This is a genomic window from Dehalobacter sp. DCM, from assembly GCF_024972775.1.
In the GTDB taxonomy this organism is placed as follows: domain Bacteria; phylum Bacillota; class Desulfitobacteriia; order Desulfitobacteriales; family Syntrophobotulaceae; genus Dehalobacter.
Window position 1 is genome coordinate 3,689,754 of sequence record NZ_CP092282.1, and the last position, 20,746, is coordinate 3,710,499.

The following is a 20,746-nucleotide window of genomic DNA, read 5'->3' on the forward strand; positions in this document are numbered from 1 at the left end:
CTTGAATACGAATAACTTTAATACGAATAATTCGTGAATATTGTTGAGGGCATCTGAACCATCTTTAGTTTACTGGTTTTTTGAATTAATGCTGTTTCTGCTTCGCCTGTGACCAGATATCCAATATACGATAGTGATTTTTGTAATTTGTCTATGATAAGCTGTTGTATTTCCGGCTTATAGTAGAATAATAAATTGCTGCAGATCACAAGATCAAAATCCCCATAGATACTTTCCGGAGGATTATTGGAGAATGGGTCCAGCAAGTCGTAATAAGAGAAAGTAATTTGTTGTTTTATTTGAGAGCTGACCGCATACATTTCATCTTTCCTGGTAAAATATTTTTCCAGGAACTGAACCTTGACATTATTGACCCCGGTCTTGTCGTAAATCCCCTCTTTCGCTATGGATAGCGCTTGCTGGGAGCTGTCGGTCGCCAAGATTCGATAGGTAACTGCTTGTTCCTGGGCACTGATCAGTTCGGATAGAAGTATCGCCAAAGAGTAGGGCTCCTGGCCGCAAGAGCATCCGGCAGACCAGATGCGGATTGCGCCGCGGTTTGCTTTTTTATTGATTAATCTTGGAATAATATACTGTTCAAGCAGTGCAAACGTCAGTGAATTCCGAAAAAACTGAGTGAATGTTATGTTCAGTGAATGATAAAAATTTTCCGCTTCCTCGCGGTTCTCTTCGACATACCTGAGATACTCGCTTTGTTTAACACCTAATAAGTCTGATCTTCTTTCCACTGAATTTCTTAGGAAAGACTCTTCAAAGACTGAGATATCCCTTCCATGTTTCCGGCTCATAGTCGTTATGAATACTTTCAGTTCTCTATCGATTTGACTCGTCAAAATAATGTTCCTTCCTACCCAAAGAATTATTGCTTCAATCACAGATCATAAATCGATATTTAGCATCATTCTAGATAATATAATTATATTTTATTGATCTAGAATTTTCTACATATTTATCCAAAATTTGATTGGCCTTCTTCTTACTCTCCAAAATTCTTGTTAAATAGCGTACTCAACAAAAATATTTCAAATTCGCCATCGGTGGCGAAATTTGAAATACCGTCTCCTACCAGGAGGCAAAAATAAGAAAAACCGCCGGGCGGTTTTTTTATTCACGCAATGGAATTGCGTGATTTTCAACTACATAAAAAAGCATTAGCTTCATCATAATAATAAAAGTCTCAGGGGATTTACTGAAAATGGAGGATATAACAATTGAAGCAAAAAAACGACGTTACAACAAAGCGCGAAAGTAAAGATAATGCAAAACACCAATCACGCAGCGCAACCTTTAAGCAAAATCAAAAGAAAAATGATAATCCGGATGTGTTGGAACAATCATGAAAAAACGTCAGCGGCAAAAGACATCCCACTCCTCATAGATGGCACGCAAATCATCATCCAGATAGGTCAGCGCCTTCTCTTTCATCTCTTCCGGTACCCCATAATACGCTTCGGAAATGGCGCCGGCGATGGCCGCCAAGGTATCGCTGTCTCCACCCAGCGAAACGGCAAGGCGAATGGCATCCTCAAAGGAAACCGATTCCAAAAAAGCTTCGATGGCTTGGGGCACCGTCGCCTGACACGTGGGGTTAAATTCATACGTCGCTCTGATTTGGTCAATGGTGAAATTCAATGGATAGTAGTGCGTGGTGATCTTCTCCCGGATCGCCTCTTTCGTGCCGCTGTGAGCAGCCATAAAGATGGCGACGGCAACAGCGATCGCCCCTTTGATCCCCTCCGCATGATTATGAGTGACTTTGGTAATTGTGGCCGCGAGTTCTTTCGCTTCGATTTCCGATGTGGCGGTAAACCCTGCCGGACTGATCCGCATTGCGGCCCCATTGCCGAAGCTATTGTAGGGCTGTGGCGTGTGGCTGAACAGCCAACGGTTGAACATCCCGCCATAGCCGCAATTCGGGTATTTGCGTCCGATTTCTTGCATAGTTTTGACAGCCATTTCCCCGAGCACCGCGTAATACCCGCTGTCATCCCGATCCGCATCGAAAGGCGTCCGGGTTATTTTTTCCGTTTCCATAATGGCTTTGGCCACAGCCAGGGTCATGATACTGTCATCGGTTACCCGGCATTGATCCGTAAATAATTCGAAATCTTTGGCCTTGTAATTATTAAACTCAAACCGTGATCCCACGATGTCTCCGATGATTGCTCCGATCATGCCGTTCATTCCTTCCAAACATATCCAAATCAATATGATTACAATTCAGCCTCAATCAATTTACCCATAAACAGAATTGTCCCTGTTTCATCGTCGGCAATAATGAATAAAAATGGCCGGTCGGCGATGAACGACGGTGCATCCATAGGTGCTCCCGTCAGCTTCATTTCCACTACGGTTGCCGCCGCGGCTTCACTGCCTTCTTCGTTGACCTCGATAACCGCCTTGTGCAGTACCCGGCTGATACAAATATCATCCCGGATTCTGGAAAAGTCCGCATTGTCAGTAAAGGCCAGCCCCATGCCCAGGGCGGACAGACTGTCTTTGAGGTCTTTAATGCCGTATTCCACTTTAAAGCGCGGCAGCTGCAGCAGCACATCCTCCCGTTCGGAAATACTGGTCCGGATCACGTTCCACCGCTCGGCATCCAGGCCGCCGATAAATTCGTTGATGGGTTCTGTTTCTTCCGGCAAGATGCAGTACATTGCCGCCTTACCGTTGCCGTAGGGCAGCCGGACAGCTTGGAAACCGTCTCCCTGTCCGTAGGCGATTTTGCCTGTTCGGCTCATCATCATGACGTCGCTCTTGCCGCCATTGCGTGCCCGGAATTGGGTCTGAAAGGTCTTCTCGGCATCAAATTCCGCCGTCCAATCCCCCTTGAAATAGATCGCATTGATCAGGTACATGATGACATCCGGGGCTATCGGGGAATCAACCATCTTTTCGATTTTTTTGTTGGTTGATTGGGATATCCATTGATTGATTTGATCTGCGGCTTTGTCTTGGTTAAAGTCGAGCGGGGTCACGGCGGCATTGAAAATATCCTTATTAACCGTTAAAAAGGCCGGCTTAATATCCTCGCCTTCTCTTACCCAGATCGAATTACTGATGTTCAGCGTGACTTTTTTGTCCAGCTGATTCAGATACGGAATCAGATTTTTATAGCTTTCATTGAGGATACTGTCGTCGATTTCGCTATATCCCAAGGCCTTGGCCATGGCTTTTTTCGTTTCTGCCTCGGCTCCCTGATAGGTCATAGACAGAGCCGTCGCTATGCTCAAGGGCGAGATGAAGATATTCTCTGTACCGTCCTCCTTATTTAGCTGCTGGAAAAGTTCAAAAGCAAAGCGCGAATTTTGCACAACAACCTCCGGACTGATTCCATTTTTATCAAAGGTTGAATTTTGCGAGGCAGGCTTGGCCGAACACCCTGCCAGCAAGCTAATGGTCAGGATAATACATAGCAGCAGACAAACCCTTTTTTTCATTTAATCACTCCTTCATACCCTAATATTCCTTGAGGAAGTTCCGTATGGTATGACGATAAAACCCGGGTTGACCTGACGGTTTCATTACGCTTTATCAGGTTAGCTGCTGATGATTGCGAAAAAAATCATCCCAAGGGTCCTTATCCTCGATTCTCCGAAGTGCTTCCGCCATGGTCACACTGTCGGGAGCCAACGTGTCTAATTCCGCCCAGGCGATGGGCATGGACACGCGGGCCCCTTTGCGGGCTCGGATCGAATACGGGGCAATACTGGTGGCACCTCTGCCGTTGCGAATCCAGTCAATAAAGATTTTGCCCTTGCGCTTGGCCTTGCGCACGTTGCTGGTGTAGCGGTCGGGCCATTTCTGTTCCATCACTTCGGCGACGCGCCTGGCAAAATCGTGAAATACCTCCCAGGCAGCGGTAGGTTTTAAAGGAACGACCACATGGTACCCTTTGCCGCCGCTGGTCTTGAGATAGGCGTTCAGGGAAAGCTCGGTGAGAATACTATGTAAATCCCGGACCCCCTGCCGCACGTGACTCAGTTCCATGCCCTCATCCGGGTCCAGATCAAAGACCATCAGATCCGGTTTTTCCAGAGCGTCCACCCGGCTTCCCCAGGTGTGAAATTCCAGGGTGCCCATTTGCGCTTCGGCGATGAGCCCGGAAATGTTTTCTATATAAAAGTAGTCCTCCGTTTTCCCCTCACTATGGGTAATGGGGATAGTTACGATTCCTTTGCTGCCCGGGCCGGGATGCTTCTTATAAAAGCAGGTTTGGGAGATGCCCTTGGGGCAGCGGACAATGCTTAAGACCCTGCGGCTCAGATAGGGAAGCATGCGCTCCGCAGCCTTTTCGTAATAGCGGACCACATCCCCTTTGGTGATTTCCGGTTCAGTGAAGATCACTTTGTCCGGGTTACTGATCTTAATTCCTTGGATAACCAGGCCGTCGGTCCATTCTTTTCCAGCTTCTATTTCCTCCATGGTGCGTCCGGTTCGGATGCTGGTGGTAAATTCGGATACACCGTCGCTGCCGGCAGCATGTTCATCTTTTTCTTTGAGCAGCAGCCAGTTTTCCTGTTTCTCGTCCTTTTTCCCTTTTAGCCGCACCAAGGCCCACTTCCCCTTCAGTCGTTGCCCTTTCAGGACAAACTTGAGCATTCCTGCACCGAGTCCCTCAGCCACATCCCCATGGGGCTCCCAGTACCCTTCATCCCAGAGCATGACGACACCGCCGCCGTATTCCCCTTTGGGAATCGTCCCCTCAAAATTCCGGTACTCCAGGGGATGGTCTTCCACATGTACGGCGAGCCGCTTGTCCCGGGTATCATAGGAAGGGCCCTTGGGTACAGCCCAGCTTAAGAGAGTCCCATCCCACTCCAGACGAAAATCGTAGTGATCCCGACGGGCCAGATGGTGCTGGACGACAAACCGCAGACTCTCCCGGGGCATTTCGCTTATCCCTTCCGGTTCCAGGGTTCGGTCAAAATTCCTTTTCCGGTTGTATTCAGTGAGTTTTTCCTTATCCATACCCATATCTTCCCATAGTGTATTTCAAACTATGCATCGCAGAAATTTTATATCATTTGAATGTAGTTTTGTGCGCCATAGAAGTTTTATACATTGTATTTTTCTCGAATGCTTTTTAGCGACGCTTCTCCGTCCAGCATCTTCCCCTTGGCTATCTGTGCTTCAGCTGCAGCCAATTTGTTGTAGACATCAAGCATGAACAGTTTTTCCTCGTACATTTTTACACTCATAATAACCATATCGCCATACCCGTTTCCTCCATCAATTTCTCAGGTTAACCACTTTTGCCTGTAATTTTAAGATACCCTCAATCGAAATCGTCTGTTGAAGAAATCCGTACAGAAGAAAAACATTGGCAACAAGGACTTGCGTTTCGCCGCTTGAGAAGGACCCTGCCACAAAAACACCGATGAAGAGCATCGCCCAATAAGCAAAACTGGCATTACAAATCCGCTTCCAGACGGGGATGTAATTATTTCCCCTGATGAACTGGAACAGAATAACAACATACCACATCATATGCATTGTGACAAAATCCCAAAGGCCGCTCGGTCCGGTTAATCTGTCCCAATTCAGCGAAAAAAGCTGTTGAGGGTATAACTCCCAGTTTATTGCGGTTTCTCTCGCTGGGGTCAAAAAAGCCTGTAAGAAAAAAAGATAAATCCCAATGAAGCCGATAACGTATAGCCACCAAAAGGTTTGGCGCTTCACCGCAAGATGATAAATACCATACGCAATAGCTAACGCGATTATGGGCACAGCAATAAAATAGTATTGGAAATAGGCTTCTATCAACAGTTTCGGGCCAACGATACACGCAATTAAACATAAACCGGCAATGCACATTTCTTTGAGAATATGTCTTTTTTTCGCGCTGGGATAGGCTTGATTCACTTCGTGCTGGATCATTTGAATATCGCCAAATTGCGCTATCACCGTGCGGATTGCCTCATCTTGATCCAAATCGCTGCTGCGTAATGCGGCATAGTGGTCATATAAGTGTTGTTTCCACTCATCCGCCAATTCCTGTTTTTCTCTCAGCTCCAAATTCACTCCGGAAATAATTGTCCGGACGTAATGTTCGAATTCCTCAATCCGTAGATGTTCTGACAATGCCATCACCCACAATCCGCTGCATAACTTTCTGAAACATGTTCCATTCGTTTTTTTGATCTGCTACGGCGTGTTCGCCTGCATGTGTAATGCGATAATATTTTCGGCGCGGTCCATCACTGGAATCCCGCCAATAACTACTGACCAGTCCGGCTAGTTCCAGTCTTTTTAAAGCCGGATAAAGGGTTCCTTCTTTGTAACAAAGATATCCTTCACTCAGCGTTTGTACCTTCTCTGTAATCTCGTACCCGTACATATCCTTCTCGGTAAGCAAAGACAACAGAATAAGGCCGGTACTTCCCTTTAATAGTTCCGCTTTATGCATTTCCAGCGCCCCTCTATGTAGAATCACTACTTACTGTATATTGTAACACGATGTAGCGGTGAAATATATGGTATATTTTGTAATTTATGTTATAATAGCCCTGCAGCAGATGGCGTGCAGGGCGGTCGGCATTCCCTCCGGAAGGAGGTGATGCCCATGGAAGTATTCCAGTCATTGATGTTGATGGTTTCTTTCGCGACGTTGGTCGTTATGATACTATCCTTCAATAGGAAGAAATAGACCGCCCAGTCTAATGGTTAACGGTCTATTCCGTATACCGAAGCCGACCGCCCTTAAAGCGGCTGTTGCGGGGAATCATGTTACAGCATGATTCCTCTTTTGTTTATATTATATACCATGTTTTAGTTAAAATACATACTTATCTGTAAATTTATGTAAAATAGTATGCCTTGTCTGGCTTCAGTGTTCCATTTTCCACACCAACACACTAACGTCTTACCCTATTTTCCGCTTATACGCCAGCATGGCAAAACCATAAGCAATAATCAGAATACCCAGGCACCAGGCAAGTGCAATCCAGATACCACTCCCGACCGGCTGAGCGGACAGCAGTGCCCGAATGGCCTCCACAATCGCAGTGACTGGCTGGTTCTCGGCAAAGACGCGAACGCCCGACGGCATCGATGCGGTTGGCACAAACGCCGAGCTGATAAACGGCAGAAAGATCAGCGGGTAGGAAAAGGCACTGGCGCCGTCAACGGATTTGGCGGACAACCCGGCAATCGCCGCGATCCAGGTCAGGGCAAGGGTAAACAGCGCGAGGATACCGGCTACAGCGAGCCAGGACAGTACCCCAGCCGGCGAGCGAAAGCCCATGAGGAGAGCCGCCAATAGGATGACGACCACAGAAATTGCGTTGGATACCAGCGAAGTCAACACGTGCCCCCACAGTACGGTGGAACGCGCTATCGGCATGGAATGGAAGCGCTCGAATATGCCCCGCTGCATGTCGATAAACAAGCGGTAAGCCGTATAGGATACACCGCTGGCAATGGCAATCAGCAGGATGCCGGGCAGCAGGTAATTCACGTAGTTATCCGTACCGGCTTTAATGGCGCCGCCGAATACATAGACGAAAAGCAGCATAAAGGCAATCGGCATGAGGGTTACCGTGATGATGGTGTCCATACTGCGAAAGATATGGCGCATGGAACGTCCAAGCATTACTGTCATATCGCTGAAAAAGTGTCTTTTAATTGTTTCCATTTAGCTAACCCCCTTTTTCTCCTTGCCATCCATGGCACCGCCATATAGCTCATCCGTGGACGTTTGGCCGACGATAGTAAGGAATATCTCCTCCAAGGTCGGCTGTTTTTCCACATATTCCACCTTGGCCGGCGGGAACTGCTTTTTCAACTCTGCCAGAGTGCCGTCCGCGATAATCTTCCCCTGATGAAGAATGGCGATGTGATCAGCCAGTTGTTCAGCCTCCTCCAAATACTGCGTAGTCAGGAATACCGTCGTACCCCTGCCAGTAAGCTCCTTAACAAGCTTCCATACCTCAAGGCGCGCCTCGGGGTCAAGCCCGGTGGTCGGCTCGTCGAGGAAAATAAGCTGCGGGTTTCCCACAACGCTCATGGCGATGTCCAGCCTGCGACGCATACCACCCGAATACGTGGATACCCTGCGGTTGGCGGCGTCAATCAAGCCGAAACGCTGCAGCAAACTCTCCGTGACCTGCCGTGGGTGATTCAGGTGCCGCAGTTTGGCGATCATAATCAGGTTTTCCCGTCCGGTCAATGTGTCGTCCACCGCGGCAAATTGTCCGGTCAGACTGATGGACTGCCGCACATCGCCGGGTTTTGCTATAACGTCGAATCCGTTGACGACGGCCTTGCCACTGTCCGGTTTCAGCAGTGTAGTCAGTATTTTGATGATCGTTGTCTTGCCTGCGCCGTTCGATTCGAGCAGGGCGAAAACACTGCCTGTTTTTATTTGAAAATCAACGCCTGCGAGTACCGGGGTGTTTTTATAGGATTTTTTCAACCCGTGCACCGAAATAGCGATTTTATTTTGAGACATCGTTATACCTCCTCTGGTGTGAATAACGTGATCCCGCTCACGTCTGCTTTGCCGTTTTTCAAAAAGGAATAGGTCATCTTATCTGCTTGACAGTCAATAAACCGGATCCGCTTCAGGCTTTTATTTTTGAAAAAAGTATTAAGCAACGTGGCATTCTGAAAGGTCACCCCGGAAAAATCACAGTTATCAAAAGCGCAGTCCGATAAGGTGCCCTCGAAAACGATATCGGCAAATTGGGTGGTGTAAAAGGTGGTGTGGTTCAACACAGCACCTGCCATGGTGTTTTTCAACAAGGCACTGGATTTGAAGACTGCTCCCGTAAAATCGGCGCCGGTGAAATCACAGCCTTTGATATAGCTTGAAGCAAATTCAGAATCCTTTAACAAACAGCTTGTAAAGAAACTGTTGACAATACTGGAACTTTGAATGCGGCTGACGCTGATGTCGGAATGGGAAAAATCACAGCCATCCACATTGTTGCTTTTCAGCAGAAGCCCTGCCATCTCCGAACCGATAAAAAGACAGCGCTGCATATTGGAAGAACTCAATTTTTCATGCAAATTATGGAGTCCGGAAAAGTCTGCGTCTACCCAATTCCAGCTGGACATATCCCAGCCACGTTTTTTCTCCGGTTTTCCGGATGGCGGTTCAGCTGATGGCACCTCGGAAGACTCGACAAACGTTTTTACAACGGATGTTTTTACGGCTTTTTCTGATTGAACGCTTTCTGAAAAGTAGTTGAGGTCAACCCCCAGTATTTCCGCAAGCCGGTGTAACGTAATAATGTCCGGTAAGGATTCTCCGCGTTCCCACTTTCCGACAGCTTGCGAACTAATGGATAGCCGCCCAGCCAACTGTGCCTGAGATAAATTCTTTTCTTTGCGAGCTTCTGAAATTTTATTTCCTATCATCACCGATGTTAACATGTGCACACGTTCTCCTTTTTTTGTTTTTGTCGACGCTGTTATTCTACCCATTCACACAGCGTATTTCAACACAAAATATGAAACTGTTGGTTGTTTTTCTGCTACTATTCGTTGTATTGGTAGGGCGCAACATCTTTTCCTGTTAATATATGGTATATTTTGTAAATACATATTATAATAGCCCTGCAGCAAATGGCAGCATTCCCTCCTGGAAGGAGGTGATGCCCATGGACGTATGTCAAACATTAGCACTGATGATATCCTTTGGAACATTAGTGGATATGATACTTTCGTTCCAAACACGAAAAATAGACCGCTCCTACAGAATGGATAACGGTCTATCCGTATTCATTAGTCGACCGCCCTTAAAGCGGCTGTTGCGGGGAATCATGTTAGAGCATGATTCCTCTCTGTTCTATTATATACCATGTTGAAGTTAAAATACATAGCTGTAATTTATGTAAAACACATGATGAATGAGCCCTTTTCTTTATAAACCTAAGGATAGAGAATTACGTGACTTTGCTACTTCCCGGTCCGCAGCACGGGCATATCCATCCGGTGCAAAATGCCTTTGGACAGCGCGAAGCACACGAGTGCCGCCAGCAATTCCCATAGGGCCAGTACTCCAAGTCCGATCAGCACGCCGTTCACTGCGATCTTACTGCCGATGACAAAGGCGGCAATCAGACCGGGCAGCATGATCACGATCACAGCAAGGGTGTAAATGAAAATCAGGAACCCTGCGCTGATGTCTGCGCCCGTCCAGCGCAAAGAAAGATAGTTGATGCCCAGAAGTAAAAATGAAAACAGGGTGAAAACCACAATGGCCGCGACAATCAGCCCGACAGAATCCCCCATGATCAGGCCCGCGATGCCGAAAACAGCCACACTTTCCACCAGTACCTTAAAGGCGATTTCCAGGTTGCTCCAGACGATTTTCCGGAAAGAGCTTGCCGGAATCAGGTAGATATAATGCATATAAAGCTCTTTCAAGCCGCGCCCCGTTCCGATCAGAAAAATCTGCATCCACATCAGGATTTGCAGCAAAATAAAGGTTCCCTCGTCCTGACTGCGAATAAACAGCGAAAACAGCGCCGCGCCGGCTACTATCAAAATGGACGACATTCTCCACAAACCGAGACGGTTAGCCCGAAAGGATTCCCGCAGGTGCTTATAAAATAGGGTACTGGGTCCCAGACCGCTGATACCGGTTTTCGCAACCTTTACTTTCTTTGTGGATAATGCTTCGGTGTTGATCTGTCCTTCTGCCAGAACGCGCTTTTTCTCAAATGCGGTTTCTGTCGCAACCAGGACATCTTCATAATAATCGGGGTTGCTCAAGGCGATATAGAGCATTAAGAGCGCTCCGGACAGCACCAGCAGCCCCAAAAACAGGAAGCCGGTTCCCAGATCCCCGGATATCAGGGCGACTGTACCTGTTGATGCCCAGCCGGCGATCGGCGTCCAAGCGGAAAGCGACGAACCCAGCGTGTTTTCCAGCGCCGCCAGCAGATCCCCTGTGCTGACCAACTGGATGCCCGCATAAACAAGCAGTGGCAGAAAAGCCAGAACGGCAAACAGCCGGACCGCCCGCTTCCGCGCCGGTTTGCCGTTGGTCAGGCTGTAGATCAGCAACGACAGGACTTGGAGCATACCAACAGCCAGGATAAAACCCAGCAGTACCAGGAGCACCCCATTAAAGCCGACCCCGAAGCCCTGGTTTAAGGAATTGCTTTGGAACAGGATAAAAAAGCCTGCCCAGAAAGACATTTTCGCCATGCGCACGATACCGTACATCAGGATCGTCCGGGGACTGACCGGTGAAACGAAAAGTAAATTGACATCGTTCATGTCGAAAATAACATCCCCGTTGGCTAAGCCCTTTTGGATGGCGATCACCACAAAAAGCAGGATGAGCAGGAATAGGATGCCCTTGAGCCAGATAAGATCAAGGGACCCGACCGTGCTTTGCTTAGTGAATAAGGATACGAGAAAAATTCCGCCAATGCCGGCGATCACCAGCAGCCATAGCACCAGCTTGGCCGGCTTCCGCAGCAGCTCCAGCAGTCTGTTCTTGGCGCTTTTTACCAGCAAATAAACAAGACTGTTCATGGCTTATCCTCCTGGTTTTTCCCTTCCGTGATGCTGAAATAAACGTCCTCAAGCCGTTGTCCGGCTGCGATGTCCGCACGGCGGCATACCCGCGCAATCCGACCTTTGACCATGATGTAGGTGACATCCCAGTTTTCCTCCAGGCTTTCGATCATATGGGTACTGACAAGCAGAGCGCAGCCGCTGTCCCGCAGCTCCGCCATTACAGCTTTCAGTTCCCGGATCCCATGGGGGTCCAGACCGACCAGCGGTTCATCCAGAATAACCGCCTTGGGCTGGGGCAGGAGCGCACAGCAGACACTGACCTTTTGCTGCATGCCTTTTGATAGCTCTTTACCCAGCTTCATTTTTTTATCGTCCAGCTCAAAGCGGCGAAGCAAGGCCTCCCCTCTTTCCTTCCAAGCCACCAACCGGTAGGCTTTGGCGATGAACTCCAGGTGTTCCGCCACGGTCAGCATCGGGTACAGCACGGGGAACTCCGGCACATAGCCTAATAACCGTTTCGCCTCCACCGTATGATTCTTATGCCCGCCGATAGTAATGCTGCCTTGGAAACGCAGCAGGCCGCAAACCGATTTGATCAGGGTTGATTTACCCGCACCGTTGGGGCCGAGCAATACCGCCAGCTCGCCGGAGCCCACGGACAGGTTAATATTGTCATTGGCCGCCAGTTTGCCGTATTTTTTAGTCATGTTTCGGACGTCGATCATCGCTAAATCTCCTTTACTGCCATAGATACGTTCGTTTATAATTCTCTATCCTTGGGCATATCCCTTTTTTAGTACTGTATATAAATCCAGAAAATGACATCTTATTTGCTGTAATGATAGTAGTCTCGTCAAACTCTGGGAATAATAAGGATGATAGTCATTTTCCGTTTCTACAGGCTAAAACGTTATAAAGGAGTAGCATCACAATCTATGATTCATCGCAAAGTTTACCAAATGGTTATCTTTATCTGTCTGATCGTATTGCCAACAGCCCTGATGTCTGCCGGCTGCAGCAACGCAACCCCGATGTCCAGCGCCATCTATTCACGAACCCCCAACATTGACACAGCGGAGGAGTCCAAACAATTACTGAGGGAAGGGAATCAGCGCTTTGTATCCGGAAACGTTCTGAATGATGATTTAAGCCTGGACAAGCGAACAGAACTTTCCGAGTACGGTCAGCATCCCTTTGCCGTGATCGTAAGTTGTTCCGATTCGCGCGTTCCTCCGGAAATTTTATTCGATCAATCCCTGGGCGATCTATTTGTCATCCGCAATGCAGGTAACGTGATCGACGCAATTAGCCTCGGAAGTATCGAATACGCTGCCGAGCACTTAGAGACCCCGCTCATCCTGGTCTTAGGCCATGAGAATTGCGGGGCAGTGAAAGCCGTCGTTGACGGGATCGAAGCTCAAGGAAATCTGCCTGCAATCCTAAAAAAAATCCAGCCCGCTTATGAAAAAGCCAAGCTGGACACACTGGATCAATCGGATCTGTATGAAAAATGCGCAGAAGAAAACGTACACCAATCGATTGCTGAGATCCGGGAAAGTACCATTATCCAGCATTTAGAGCACGAAAAAAAGCTGGAGATCATCGGGGGTAAATATAATCTACAAACCGGTGAGGTTTACTTCTTCTAATCATTTTTCTAGCATTCTTATTTGGTTTTAAGTTTCTTCCAAGCAATCTTATTGCTTTGACAACCAACGGAGGAACAAATTACAACTACATCTTTTATACTTGCATATCCGAATACCGTTCCAGGAAGCGGATGGTCCGTTCCTGCTTGGGTTGTCCGAATACCTCCTCCGGCGTGCCGGCTTCCACCACAACGCCGTCATCCATAAAGACAACCTTGTCTGCCACATCCCGCGCAAACTGCATTTCATGGGTGACGATCACCATGGTGGTATTTTTGTCGGCAAGTGCCCGGATAACCTTGAGTACCTCCCCCGTCAGCTCCGGATCCAGCGCGCTGGTGGGCTCGTCAAAGCAAAGCACATCCGGAGAAAGCGCCAAAGCGCGAGCAATAGCGACGCGCTGCTGCTGTCCGCCGGAAAGCTGATGAGGATACAGACTCATTTTATCCGCAAGGCCTACTTGCTGGAGAAGGCCCCGGGCTTTTGCATCGATCTCCTGTAAAATACCCTTTTTGTTTTTCTTATAATCGTCTCTTTCCTGGGCCAGAAGCTCCCCGGCCAGCTTAACATTCGCCAGTGCCGTATATTGGGGAAAAAGATTGAACGATTGAAATACAAGTCCGAAATGCAGGCGGTTTTTTCGAATGTCCTTTTCCGAAAACTGTGTACCGCTTGATGCGTCAAGCAAGGTCTCCCCGTTGACGATAATCTGTCCGCCGTCCGGCGTCTCCAAAAAGTTCAGGCAGCGCAAGAGGGTTGTTTTGCCGCTGCCGGAGGACCCGATGATAGCAATAACTTCGCCTTTTTCCAACGTGAACCCGACATCCTTTAAGACCGCGGTCTCGCCAAAGCGCTTGGAGATGTTCCTCACCTCAAGTACAGACATTTTGTCCCCTCCTTAAACCCGGAAATATTCGAGCTTCTTTTCCAAGCGCCCTAAGAGCAGTGTAAGAATACCGCTAAAAAGCAGGTAGTAGACACCGGTAAAAAACAGGGGCCAGATCAGGCCGTCGGACTTGATAAAGGCCTGTCCGCTCCAGATGATCTCGTAGACCGCAATCACCCGCGCCAGCGAGGTGTCTTTCACCAAGGTAATGATTTCATTGCCCATCGGCGGGATTATGCGCTTGATGACCTGCAGGAAGATGATCCGAAAAAAGATCTGACTCTTGGTCATCCCTAAAACCTGCCCAGCCTCATATTGTCCTTTGGGCACACCCTCAATACCGCCGCGGTAGATCTCGGAAAAATAGCAGGCATAATTGATAATGAAGGCCACCACTGCCGCCGTAAAGCGGCCGGAAGCGCCGTTGCCCCACCAGTTGTCCCCGAGAATCAGTCCCGGTCCGTAGTAGATAATCAGCAGCTGGAGCATGAGCGGTGTGCCCCGCACACACCATACGATGAATTTAACCACATAGCGTAAAGGCCGGAATTGGCTTGTGGAGCCAAAAGAAATAATCAGCCCCAGCGGGAATGCGCCAAGCAATGTTAACGCAAAAATTTCCAGAGTTTTTAAAAAGCCTTCGTTTAATGAAGCTAAAACGGTTTGGAACATTGCAAGACCTCATCCATTGTTACTTTTCGTTGTGCAAAGGCAGAAAGCGAATGCTCTCTGCCTTTGGTATATGACATTTTTTAACGTGTCGCTTACTGGGCGATGATGGATTCCTGTACGCCGTAGGTTTTGGCGACATTCAACATAGATTTGTCGGCATAAGCTTTGGTAAAGAATGTATTCAACTCCGCGGCCATGTCGCTTCCCTTACGGAAGCCCACGCCGTATTTTTCGGAGTTAAGGGCGACGGTGTAGGTCAGCTGGGGATAGCTGGTACCTTCACCAATCATCGCTCCGGCCATTAACAGGTCGATAACACAGGCATCAGCGGTACCGGCAGCAACTTCCATCAGCGCAGCAGACTGGCTTTGCACTGCTGTGCTGGTATAACCCAGGTCTTTAACAACCGCTTCGCCGGCGGAGCCGGATTCCACTGCAAAGTTAAGCGCGGAGACGCTTTCCTTATCCTTATATTTATCGGCTTTCGCGGCAGGTACAACAACGACCTGGGCGTTATCGCAGTAGGCATTGGAGCAAGCCATGGCGGCCGTTACCTCGTCGGTGAGGGTCATGCCGTTCCAGACGCAGTCGATGGCTTTGGAATCAAGTTCCATAATCTTATTGTCCCAATCGATTTCCACGAATTCCACTTTGACACCCAGAGATTCCCCGAACGCTTTGGCCATATCGGCGTCAAAGCCGATCCAATTACCGCTTGCATCTTTGTAATCCATTGGCGCGAAATCGGTGATCCCAACGACAAGTGTCCCCTTATTCTTGATATACGCCATGTCCGTTTCCTCTTTGGCTGCCGGTTTTGAACAGCCGGTAAAGACGCCGGTGATGAGTAAAGCCAACACAAGCATAAGTACAGTTAATCTTTTCATATTTTCCTCCCATTATCCTCAAAATTCTACGCGGTGGATTGCACCGCATAGTTTCTCTCACTTTAATATGATACCTTACATTTGGGATAAAGCAATATAAAAATCTGCAATTATTTTGGAAGAGAAATCCAGTAGTATTTTATTAATGGTAAAATTTATGAAGCCCAAAATATGAACTTCTATGATAAACTAAAACTTATTGTGAATATAGATGCAATGAAACTGATTTTATACCTTTCTAAACAGAAAAAGGGGGCAGCTATGAACTGTCGTAAAATTACTTATACTATTTCAGCAGTATTACTCATAACCTTTTTGACAACAACAGCGCTTCCATCTTTGGCAAATGCCGACATCAATCCGCGACTCTCTGGATCAAATAGATATGAAACCTCAACCGCTATTGCCAGCCAATTTTCCAATCAAATTCTTTACAATGTGGTTCTGGTTTCCGGAAACGACTTTCCTGACGCCCTGTCAATCAGTGTCTTGGCACAGAAATTGAATGCGCCTGTCTTATTAGTCGATAGCCATATACAGACTTCTAGAGACGCCTTGGCATATATTGAATCGCATTTACAAGCGCAAGGTACGGTTTATATTGCAGGCGGACAAGAAGCAATAGGCACTGACTTCGACAGCTATTTAAAGGGTAAAGGCTATCAGTTCAAGCGGTTTGACGGTGTGGACAGGTATGATACTAACCGGTTAATTATTGATGCGTTAAATTCCACCGATCAGACAGTGTTTATTGCCAGCGGCGAAAATTTCCCCGACGCGTTAAGCGTTTCGAGCTTCGCCAGCCATACAGATTCACCCATTCTTTTAGTAAAGGCTGATCGTATCCCGCAGCCGGTCATCGATTATTTGCACAGCAGACAACCCTTACAGGTTTATATTGCCGGTGGCCCCGGTGTTGTATCAGGTGCTGTGGAAAATCAAATCAAATCAATACTACCGAATGCTGTCATTACCAGATTTGCCGGCCAGGATAGATATGAGACGGCTTCAATGATCTATGGCAAATTTGCGGAAAACCCTAAGACAATCTATCTTGCGTCCGGTGATAATTATCCCGATGCTCTTTCGGGTACTGTACTCGCCGGTCAAAACGGTGATCCGATTTTACTCGTTGATCCGTCTTCGCCATTGGTACCAAACAGCATCGCTGCCTATCTAATGCAATTATATGAAAATGGTATCGTTCCAAGTATCACCGCTTTCGGAGGAACGGGCGCTGTTCCGGACGAAGTTGTCAATAATGCTCAAAATCTTTTGAACGGCTATAGTCAATCGCCTTTATTTAATATTACGACGATTGATCCCAGGCTGAATTTCGGAGGTAAAGACATTATCCCGCTGCCCGACCAAAATTATTGGTTTAGTATCAACAGTTACAAATTTCATTATCTGTATAGCACTTTCCATTCATCGCTGCACTATGAACTGTATCATTACATGCTCAATGTGGATAATGCGGTTTCTGTTCATAATCGCGCCATTGCTCTTCACTCCGGAATAATCGAGGATAACTGTGTTTACTTTCAAGCCGAAGTATTGAGAAGAATGGGTTTTAATATTAAAAATTCGATGGCTAATGTAAAGGACTTTAGTAATTTGTTACCTATGTTAGGGTTTAAAAAAGGTGCGAATATATACAATTTAAAACCTGGAGATATCGTTTTTACTGAGGGGTATACCCATACGTATACATTTATGGGTTGGGTCAATCCCGGAAAACAGGATTATGCCTATGTCGTTGATAATCAGGCAAGATTATTTTATGGTCAAGTCTACCATGTGCGAAAAGTCGATACCTATGACCCGGTACAAGAAACTGATGCTATGGCGTTTTTTATGTATTATTCAGATGGCGCATAATGTCAGAATTCTTTCATTGATACAATCCTAGAAGTTAGGTAAATATGGATGCCGATGTTTATTAACTCATTTGGGTAAATTACTAATCGCTTGGTTTGAGCCAATAACAACTAAAATATCGCCTTGCTTAATAAGGGCATCTGCACCAGGGGCTGCATTTATTTCTTCTGCACTTTTAATGGCAATTACACTTACACGATATTTAGCTCGCAGGTTTAATTTTCCTATGGTATTATCCACAAATTCCTGAGGAGCAAAAACTTCTACAATGCTATAATCCGGAGACAATTCAATATAATCTAATAAATCGTTAACGGACGTAAGATTATGTGCCACCCGTATACCCATATCACGTTCAGGGTAGATAACCCGATCCACTCCTATCTTTTCTAAAACCCTGCCATGCAGTGCATCTTTCGCTTTAGCAACAACTTTCTGTACCCCAAGTTCTTTAAGCATTACAGATACTAAAATATTTGATTGAATATCATCACCAATCGCGACAATGGCAACATCAAAATTTCGGATACCTAATCTTTTCAAAGCCTCTTCGTCTCTAGCATCTAATTGGACAGCATGGGTAACTTGATTAGCGATATCCTGTATTTCTTTTTCCGAATTATCAATGACTAATACTTCATAACCAAGCTTATACAAGGAAGTAGCCACACTATGCCCAAAACGTCCAATCCCAATGACGACAAACTGTTTATTCTTTTTCATCTTGCTTGCTCCTATCCAACCATTATTTTTGATTCGGGATATTTTGCCTGATTACCTGGATTGTTAACTTTGCCGATGGAAAAGGCGATTGTCAATAAACCCACTCTTCCAATGAACATTGTAAGAATAATTAATATTTTGCCAATAAGTGAAAGACTGGGTGTTACTCCTAAAGTTAGGCCAACTGTGCCGAAAGCAGATACGGTCTCAAACAATAAGGTCATAAAATTTGCACTTTCAGTAATCGTCAATAGCCCAGTCACCAAGATAATCCACATGATCGCCAAGGTCATAATCGCAACCGCCTTCTGGATGACTTCTCTGGGGATAGATCTTCCATGTATAGTAACTTGATATTTGTTTCTGAACATCGAGAAAACCGATAGTAAAATCGTCATAAAGGTTGTCGTTTTTACTCCACCCCCGGTCGACCCTGGTGAAGCACCAATGAACATAAGCACGATCAGCAACAAGACTGTTGTATCATTGAGAGCAGACAAATTTAAAGTATTAAATCCAGCGGTACGCGGAGTGACCGATTGAAACATTGAAGCAAGAATTTTCCCTTGGTATCCTAGACTTCCAAGCGTATCTGGATTATTAAACTCTAGGAGGAAAAATAATATGGCCCCAATTGCAATTAATAGCCCGGTTGTCCGGATAACAATCCATGAATGCAGACTTAATCTCTTTCCTCGTTTAGGGTAAAGGTCTAAAATGACCGTGAAACCGATACCGCCTATAACAATTAGGGCCATTACCGTAAGATTCGTTACGAAATCATTTTGAAATCTCATCAAACTATTGCCAAAAAGATCAAATCCTGCATTGTTAAACGCTGAAATAGTATGGAATAAAGCGTAATATAGTGCTTTACCCAAATTAAAATCAAAAGACCACCTGACAGCTAGAATAACAAAACCAATACCTTCTATTAGAAACGACCCCATGAATATATATTTTGCCAGCCTAACGATTCCTTCCAACGAAGATTGGTTATAGGCTTCCTGCAAAAGCATCCTCTCTTGAAGATTTATCTTTTTCCCAAGGAGGATTGCAAAGAAAGTGGCAAAAGTCATAAAACCAAGACCACCGATCTGAATTAAAAAAAGGATAATAATTTGCCCAAAGACTGAAAACACTGATCCCGTGTCTACCACAATAAGTCCTGTAACACAAACAGCTGAGGTTGCTGTGAACAAGGCGTCTATAAAAGGTAATCCTTTTCCGTCAACTGTAGCGATCGATAAGGTCAGCAAGAAAGCTCCAACGAAGATGACAGAAATGAATCCGATAGCCAGTATCTGGGGCGGCGAGAGTTTTTTCTTTTCTTTTGTAGATTGTTTATTTGTATCAATCTTAAATATGTCATTCATACTCGTCTCCATACCATTATGATAAAGTCTCAATGATTGAAAAAACATCAATACCAATGATATTGAACATTTTCATGTAATCAGAATAATTTTTGGCAGCCTCCATAATGAGATAGGCTGTTTATTGATGATCACTATATTCTTAGTAAAACTTAATAACAACATACGTATATTGGTCACTTGTCATTGGAGTCTTCCACATATAGCAGCATATATACCTCCAATTATATTATATGCCAACTTATTATTAAGACAGGATTAATATTAATGCCTTTGGTATAAAGATTACGTTAAGAAGATTTCCCTCATTTTTCCATCATTAAACATACTAATAAAGTAGGAAAGCCTTAATTTAAGACTTCCCGCCAAAAGTCAATATCCTTGAATTCAAACTATAAAAGCTTATAAAAAAGAGTCTACATAAACCTATATCCGATACCAAGTTCCGTTAAAATATGCTTTGGTCGCGTGGGGTCTATTTCAATTTTGTTGCGAAGCTGTGCTACATATACCCGTAGGTAATTAATCTCAGATTCGTAATTGGGTCCCCATACAGCCTTAAGGAGTTGTCGGTGAGTCAGAACTTTTCCCGCGCAAGTTGCCATGACCTTTAACAGCTCATATTCAGTTGGCGTTAGTTTTACTTCTTCATTGTTCAAGGTAAAAATTCGTTTCGCAAAATCAAGTTTCAAATCATCAAAGACAAGAATAGGTCCATCTTCTGACTTAGCAGTATGCCTTAAGGCGACACCAATTCTGGCAACAAGCTCACCCATTCCAAAAGGCTTGGATACATAGTCATCGGCACCGTTATTTAAGGCCACGACCTTATCTCTCTCAAGATCTTTTGCCGAGAGTATAATTACCGGAACAGAAGACCATTCTCTAATCCTTCGGAGAACCTCCAGGCCATCAATATCAGGTAATGATAAATCAAGAATAACTAAATCTGGTTTATACTTGATGATCCCTTCTAATCCTGCCTGCCCGTTAACAGCTTCGAAAATATCATACTTATAAGCGCCGATGCCTACTTTCAGCAAGCGACGTATTTGCAGTTCGTCATCAATGATCAAGATTCTTGGTCCGTTACTTTCCATGAAAATCACCTTACTACCATTAGATATCCTAAGCTAGTACCTTGTTAACTTTAAAACTGTAATATAATGG

At 45.9% G+C, this 20,746-nt stretch carries 22 protein-coding genes; 4 read left to right on the plus strand and 18 right to left on the minus strand.

All coding sequences use genetic code 11. The features are described 5' to 3' along the window. Window positions 1-17: 17 nt before the first annotated feature. Window positions 18-809 (minus strand): CheR family methyltransferase, encoded by a 792-nt coding sequence (locus LPY66_RS17135; protein ID WP_337985458.1) that lies wholly within the window; start codon window positions 807-809, stop codon window positions 18-20. Between the two features lie 423 nt (window positions 810-1,232). On the opposite strand from LPY66_RS17135, the gene LPY66_RS17140 reads away from it, so the two are divergent. Beyond that, on the plus strand, window positions 1,233-1,361 hold the full coding sequence (locus LPY66_RS17140; RefSeq protein ID WP_337985459.1) for a hypothetical protein: 129 nt from the start codon (window positions 1,233-1,235) through the stop codon (window positions 1,359-1,361). Between the two features lie 7 nt (window positions 1,362-1,368). Here LPY66_RS17140 and LPY66_RS17145 read toward each other — a convergent pair whose 3' ends face one another. The 6 genes from LPY66_RS17145 to LPY66_RS17170 all read right to left on the minus strand — a co-directional run bounded on the left by LPY66_RS17145 (window position 1,369) and on the right by LPY66_RS17170 (window position 6,433). Then, complete coding sequence (locus LPY66_RS17145; RefSeq protein ID WP_337988129.1) at window positions 1,369-2,205, minus strand: ADP-ribosylglycohydrolase family protein; 837 nt, start codon at window positions 2,203-2,205, stop codon at window positions 1,369-1,371. Between the two features lie 29 nt (window positions 2,206-2,234). Then, on the minus strand, window positions 2,235-3,464 hold the full coding sequence (locus tag LPY66_RS17150; protein ID WP_337985460.1) for a serpin family protein: 1,230 nt from the start codon (window positions 3,462-3,464) through the stop codon (window positions 2,235-2,237). A gap of 94 nt (window positions 3,465-3,558) precedes the next feature. Then, window positions 3,559-4,995: a non-homologous end-joining DNA ligase gene (gene ligD / locus LPY66_RS17155; protein WP_337985461.1), complete on the minus strand. Its 1,437-nt coding sequence runs from the start codon at window positions 4,993-4,995 to the stop codon at window positions 3,559-3,561. Window positions 4,996-5,081: 86 nt separating this feature from the next. Further along, on the minus strand, window positions 5,082-5,225 hold the full coding sequence (locus tag LPY66_RS17160) for a hypothetical protein (RefSeq protein ID WP_337985462.1): 144 nt from the start codon (window positions 5,223-5,225) through the stop codon (window positions 5,082-5,084). 31 nt (window positions 5,226-5,256) lie between these two features. Next, window positions 5,257-6,108 (minus strand): permease prefix domain 1-containing protein, encoded by an 852-nt coding sequence (locus tag LPY66_RS17165; RefSeq protein ID WP_337985463.1) that lies wholly within the window; start codon window positions 6,106-6,108, stop codon window positions 5,257-5,259. Continuing rightward, the gene (locus LPY66_RS17170; protein WP_337985464.1) at window positions 6,086-6,433 is read right to left on the minus strand and encodes a PadR family transcriptional regulator; all 348 of its coding nucleotides are present in this window, start codon (window positions 6,431-6,433) and stop codon (window positions 6,086-6,088) included. The genes LPY66_RS17165 and LPY66_RS17170 overlap by 23 nt, the downstream gene beginning before the upstream one ends. A gap of 183 nt (window positions 6,434-6,616) precedes the next feature. On the opposite strand from LPY66_RS17170, the gene LPY66_RS21045 reads away from it, so the two are divergent. Next, a complete protein-coding gene (locus LPY66_RS21045; RefSeq protein WP_443112497.1) occupies window positions 6,617-6,673 on the plus strand; it encodes a hypothetical protein in 57 nt (18 codons plus the stop codon). Window positions 6,674-6,889: 216 nt separating this feature from the next. Here the strand turns inward: LPY66_RS21045 and LPY66_RS17180 are convergent, their stop codons facing one another. The 5 genes from LPY66_RS17180 to LPY66_RS17200 form a co-directional block, all read right to left on the minus strand. After that, window positions 6,890-7,660 carry an ABC transporter permease gene (locus tag LPY66_RS17180; protein ID WP_337985466.1) on the minus strand — a complete coding sequence of 257 codons (771 nt, stop codon included), beginning with the start codon at window positions 7,658-7,660 and terminating at the stop codon, window positions 6,890-6,892. Then, complete coding sequence (locus tag LPY66_RS17185) at window positions 7,661-8,476, minus strand: ABC transporter ATP-binding protein (protein ID WP_337985467.1); 816 nt, start codon at window positions 8,474-8,476, stop codon at window positions 7,661-7,663. Between the two features lie 2 nt (window positions 8,477-8,478). Continuing rightward, entirely contained in the window at window positions 8,479-9,402 is a 924-nt protein-coding gene (locus tag LPY66_RS17190) for a helix-turn-helix domain-containing protein (protein WP_337985468.1), read from the minus strand. A 525-nt stretch (window positions 9,403-9,927) separates the two neighbouring features. Beyond that, window positions 9,928-11,517 (minus strand): putative ABC exporter domain-containing protein, encoded by a 1,590-nt coding sequence (locus LPY66_RS17195; protein ID WP_337985469.1) that lies wholly within the window; start codon window positions 11,515-11,517, stop codon window positions 9,928-9,930. After that, a complete protein-coding gene (locus tag LPY66_RS17200) occupies window positions 11,514-12,227 on the minus strand; it encodes an ABC transporter ATP-binding protein (RefSeq protein WP_337985470.1) in 714 nt (237 codons plus the stop codon). The genes LPY66_RS17195 and LPY66_RS17200 overlap by 4 nt, the downstream gene beginning before the upstream one ends. Before the next feature lie 210 nt (window positions 12,228-12,437). Between LPY66_RS17200 and LPY66_RS17205 the strand changes: the two genes are divergently transcribed. Then, on the plus strand, window positions 12,438-13,151 hold the full coding sequence (locus tag LPY66_RS17205) for a carbonic anhydrase (RefSeq protein ID WP_337985471.1): 714 nt from the start codon (window positions 12,438-12,440) through the stop codon (window positions 13,149-13,151). Between the two features lie 94 nt (window positions 13,152-13,245). Here LPY66_RS17205 and LPY66_RS17210 read toward each other — a convergent pair whose 3' ends face one another. The 3 genes from LPY66_RS17210 to LPY66_RS17220 form a co-directional block, all read right to left on the minus strand. Next, a complete protein-coding gene (locus tag LPY66_RS17210) occupies window positions 13,246-14,037 on the minus strand; it encodes an amino acid ABC transporter ATP-binding protein (protein WP_337985472.1) in 792 nt (263 codons plus the stop codon). Between the two features lie 12 nt (window positions 14,038-14,049). Then, on the minus strand, window positions 14,050-14,709 hold the full coding sequence (locus LPY66_RS17215; RefSeq protein WP_337985473.1) for an amino acid ABC transporter permease: 660 nt from the start codon (window positions 14,707-14,709) through the stop codon (window positions 14,050-14,052). Between the two features lie 92 nt (window positions 14,710-14,801). Next, on the minus strand, window positions 14,802-15,596 hold the full coding sequence (locus tag LPY66_RS17220) for a transporter substrate-binding domain-containing protein (protein WP_337985474.1): 795 nt from the start codon (window positions 15,594-15,596) through the stop codon (window positions 14,802-14,804). A gap of 261 nt (window positions 15,597-15,857) precedes the next feature. Here LPY66_RS17220 and LPY66_RS17225 point away from each other — a divergent pair, with 261 nt between their 5' ends. Further along, window positions 15,858-17,477 (plus strand): cell wall-binding repeat-containing protein, encoded by a 1,620-nt coding sequence (locus LPY66_RS17225; protein ID WP_337985475.1) that lies wholly within the window; start codon window positions 15,858-15,860, stop codon window positions 17,475-17,477. 66 nt (window positions 17,478-17,543) lie between these two features. Here LPY66_RS17225 and LPY66_RS17230 read toward each other — a convergent pair whose 3' ends face one another. The 3 genes from LPY66_RS17230 to LPY66_RS17240 all read right to left on the minus strand — a co-directional run bounded on the left by LPY66_RS17230 (window position 17,544) and on the right by LPY66_RS17240 (window position 20,676). After that, complete coding sequence (locus tag LPY66_RS17230; protein WP_337985476.1) at window positions 17,544-18,200, minus strand: potassium channel family protein; 657 nt, start codon at window positions 18,198-18,200, stop codon at window positions 17,544-17,546. Between the two features lie 11 nt (window positions 18,201-18,211). Beyond that, on the minus strand, window positions 18,212-19,576 hold the full coding sequence (locus LPY66_RS17235; RefSeq protein ID WP_337985477.1) for a TrkH family potassium uptake protein: 1,365 nt from the start codon (window positions 19,574-19,576) through the stop codon (window positions 18,212-18,214). A 416-nt stretch (window positions 19,577-19,992) separates the two neighbouring features. Next, a complete protein-coding gene (locus LPY66_RS17240; protein WP_337985478.1) occupies window positions 19,993-20,676 on the minus strand; it encodes a response regulator in 684 nt (227 codons plus the stop codon). Between the last annotated feature and the right edge of the window lie 70 nt (window positions 20,677-20,746).